The organism is Archangium sp. (assembly GCF_036389735.1).
In the GTDB taxonomy this organism is placed as follows: domain Bacteria; phylum Myxococcota; class Myxococcia; order Myxococcales; family Myxococcaceae; genus Archangium.
On the sequence record NZ_DASVWK010000074.1, the window covers coordinates 1 to 3,563 of the forward strand.

Annotated in this window: 4 protein-coding genes; all 4 read left to right on the forward strand. The window is 74.0% G+C overall.

All coding sequences use genetic code 11. The features are described 5' to 3' along the window. The coding region (locus tag VF794_RS03015; RefSeq protein WP_331107511.1) for an SWIM zinc finger family protein at positions 1-806 on the forward strand (806 nt) is incomplete at its 5' end. Then, the gene (locus VF794_RS03020) at positions 803-2,308 is read left to right on the forward strand and encodes a DUF5691 domain-containing protein (RefSeq protein ID WP_331107513.1); all 1,506 of its coding nucleotides are present in this window, start codon (positions 803-805) and stop codon (positions 2,306-2,308) included. The genes VF794_RS03015 and VF794_RS03020, both read left to right, overlap by 4 nt. After that, complete coding sequence (locus VF794_RS03025; protein WP_331107515.1) at positions 2,305-3,390, forward strand: AAA family ATPase; 1,086 nt, start codon at positions 2,305-2,307, stop codon at positions 3,388-3,390. Before VF794_RS03020 ends, VF794_RS03025 begins: the two co-directional genes overlap by 4 nt. Before the next feature lie 35 nt (positions 3,391-3,425). Continuing rightward, the coding region (locus VF794_RS03030) for a DUF5682 family protein (protein ID WP_331107517.1) at positions 3,426-3,563 on the forward strand (138 nt) is incomplete at its 3' end.

The window sequence follows — 3,563 nt, forward strand, 5'->3', positions numbered from 1 at the left end:
CGGCGCGGCTGGGGGACGCGCAGGCCCCGGGGCTCGCGTCCCAGGTGCGGCAGCGCGCGGCGCTCCCGGGCAGCGGCCCCGACTGGCCCCGGCGGATGTTGGACAGGCTCGGGCGGCTCGCGCTCGTCACCGAGGCCTGGAAGAAGTTGGACGAGCTCCCTCCCCTCCTCGCGGCGGACCTCCGCACCCTGGTGGGCATCTCGCTGCGCGAGGAGGACGTCCTCGTCCAAGGCGAGCGCCTCACGGACACCTGGGTCGTCGTCGGCCAGGAACTCGAGGACACGGAGCGCGTCCGCACCCAGCGGACGTACCTGTTCGGCACCACCTCCGGCCGCACGGCGCTCGTCCTCCAGTTCGCCGCCGGCCCCGGTGCGCGCTTCTCCGAGTCCTTCCTGCTCGGCACCGCGTTCCCCGCGGAGCTGGCGTTCTGGCCGAGCGCCGCGCCCCAGCGCGGCCTCGTCCAGGAGCGGAAGGGCGAGGTCCGACCCCACGTGGCCCCCCTGCCCTCGCTCACCCTCGAGGAGCTCTGCCAGCGGTTCGCCGACGAGCTGGCCCGGCACCCCTTCCGCGAGCGCACGGCGGCGATGCTCGGCGCGGTGGTGCCGGTGGTGGAGGGTGGGCGCCACTGGTGGCTCCGGGAGGCCACGGGCCCGGCGATCCGCCTCGGCGCGTGCGACCGGTGGCGGCTGCTCGCGCTCTCGGGAGGCCAGTCGATCGACCTCTTCGGTGAGTGGGACGGAGACGAGTTCCGCCCCTTGAGCGCCCGCGTGGAGGGACGCCTGCACCCGCTGGGAGGCCCGTCGTGAACGAGCTCGACACGCTGACCCGCCTCGCCACGCTCGGGACCGCCCGCTCACCGGAGCCCGGGGAGACGGCTGGAGTGGAGGGACAGGTGCTCCGCGCGCTGGAGGGTGTGCCGGCGGAGAAGCGTGTCCTGCTCGCGGCCGGAGTGCGCGCGGTGGCGCGGGCCGCGGGGAGGAAGCTCCCCGTGCTCGACACCCGCGGCGACGTGGCCCCGCCCGACACGCTGGAGGTGTGCCCGCCCCGCGTGAGCGCCGTCCTCATGGAGCTGCTGGTGTCGAACGACGGGGACGTGCTGCGCGAGGCCTTCGAGCGGATGGCCCGCGCCCGCCGCCGCCTCCCGCCCGAGCTGCTTCCCCGGGTGCTCGGCCTCAAGGACCGTGCGGTGCGCGCGGCGGCGGAGCCCGTGCTGGGCGAGCGCGGCCAGTGGCTCGCCCGTCAGAATCCCGAGTGGGGCCCTGCCACGGCCCTGGCCCCCGACCCCGCCGAGGCCGAGCGCGTGTGGTCCGAAGGGGGGCCCGAGGAGCGGCGCGCGGCCCTCACCCAGGCCCGGAGCCTCGATCCGGCGCGGGGCCGGGCGTGGTTGCAGACCACCTGGGCGCAGGAGAAGGCCGAGCACCGTGCCCGATTCCTGGCCTGCCTCGACGCGGGGCTCTCCCCGGAGGACGAGGCGCTGCTGGAGCTCGGTCGGAAGGACCGCGCGGCCGCGGTGCGCGAGGTGGCCCGCTACCTGTTGGCCCGGTTGCCCGAGTCCGCCTTCGCACGGCGCATGGCCGAGCGGGCGCGCGCCGTGCTCGTCTGGGAGAAGCCGGCCACGCTCCGTGTCCAGCTTCCGGGCAAATGGGACGCCGAGGCCGAGCGCGATGGCCTGGACAAGCCCCCCGCCGGCATCGGTCAGAGCGAGCACTGGCTCATCCGGCTCCTGGAGTCCGTCCCCCTCCGCGCCTGGGAGGGCTGGTTCGAGGCCACCCCGGAGCAGCTCGTCGCCGCCGCCGCACGTACGGACCACGGGGTGGCGCTCACGGAGGGCTGGGGCCTCGCGCTCCGTCTGGGCACCTCCTCGCCCTGGGGCTCGGCCCTGCTCGCCTTCTGGTCTCGCTGCGAGTCGAAGGTGCTCGACGCCGAGCGGGCCCAGATGCTGGCCGTCTCCGTGCTCGAACAGCTCCCGCCCGACGAGCGTGCCACTCGCACCCTGCGCATCCTGGCCCGCGCCGAGTCCCTGCCCTCGCTCGACCGGGCCCTCCCACTGGTGCCCGCGCCGTGGCCCGCGAAGCTCGGTTACGCCTGGCTCCAGGCCATTCGCGAGCTGTACGACCCGAGCACCCGGGCCACGGCCCTTCTCGGCGCCCTCCGGCAGGCCTCCATGGCCCTGCCCCCCGAGTGCCTCGCGAACGCGACCGACCCCTACGAGCTGCCCCATCCGCTGTACCGCTGGAGCCAGGAAATGCACCGCTTCCAGCAGACCGTCTCGCTGCGCCGCATCCTGTACGAGGAGCTGAAACCGTGACCGCCACCGCCCTTCTCCGCCAGCACGCCGAACAGCAATACGCCGAGGAGCTGGCCGAGCTCGCCAAGGCCGACGACCGTCCGAAGCCCCAGGGCTGGAAGCTCTCGCCCTGGGCCGTGCGCCTCTACCTGCTCGGCGGCCAGCTCCCGAGCGGCTTCAAGCTGAGCGCCAAATACATCGGCAACGCGCGGCTGGTGGAGATCGCCGTGGCGACGCTCGCCACCGACCGGGCCCTGCTGCTCTACGGCGTCCCGGGCACCGCGAAGTCCTGGTTGAGCGAGCACCTCGCCGCGGCCATCTGCGGGGACTCGACGCTGCTGGTACAGGGCACCGCCGGCACGGACGAGGCCTCCCTGCGGTACGGGTGGAACTACGCGCGGCTGCTGGCCGAGGGCCCCTCGGAGAAGGCGATGGTGCCAAGCCCCGTCATGCGCGCCATGCGCGAGGGCAAGCTGGCGCGCCTGGAGGAGCTGACGCGCATGCCGGGCGAGGTGCAGGATGCCCTCATCACCCTGCTGAGCGAGAAGACGCTGCCCGTGCCGGAGCTGTCCACCGAGGTCCAGGCCCGCTCTGGCTTCAACGTCATCGCCACGGCGAACAACCGGGACCGGGGCGTGAACGAGCTGTCGAGCGCCCTGCTGCGCCGCTTCAACACGGTGGTGCTGCCCGTGCCCGACTCGCTGGAGCAGGAGGTGGAGATCGTCGAGAAGCGCGTGGCCGAGATGGGCCAGGCCCTCGCGCTGCCCGCGGAGAAGCCCGCGCTGGAGGAGATCCGCCGGGTGGTCACCCTCTTCCGCGAACTGCGGGGTGGCGCGACGGTGGACGGGGCGACGAAGCTCAAGACGCCCTCCGGCGCGCTGTCCACGGCGGAGATCATCTCGGTGGTGAACGGCGGGCTGGCCATGGCGGGCTACTACGGCGACGGCGTGCTCCGGGCACCGGACATGGCGGCGGGCCTGACGGGCGCCATCGTGAAGGACCCGGTGCAGGACCGGGTGGTGTGGCTGGAGTACCTCAAGACGGTGGTGAAGGAGCGCGAGGGCTGGAAGGACCTCTACCGCGCCTGCATGGAGGTGCTGTGAGCGGAGAGTCGAGCCCGTCGGTGCATGTGCTCGGCGTGCGGCACCACGGCCCGGGCAGCGCGCGCAGCGTCCGGGATGCCCTGGAGCGGCTGCGGCCGGACATCGTGCTCATCGAGGGCCCTCCCGAGGCGGACGGGCTCCTCCCGCTGGCGGCCCATGCGGAGATGAAGCCG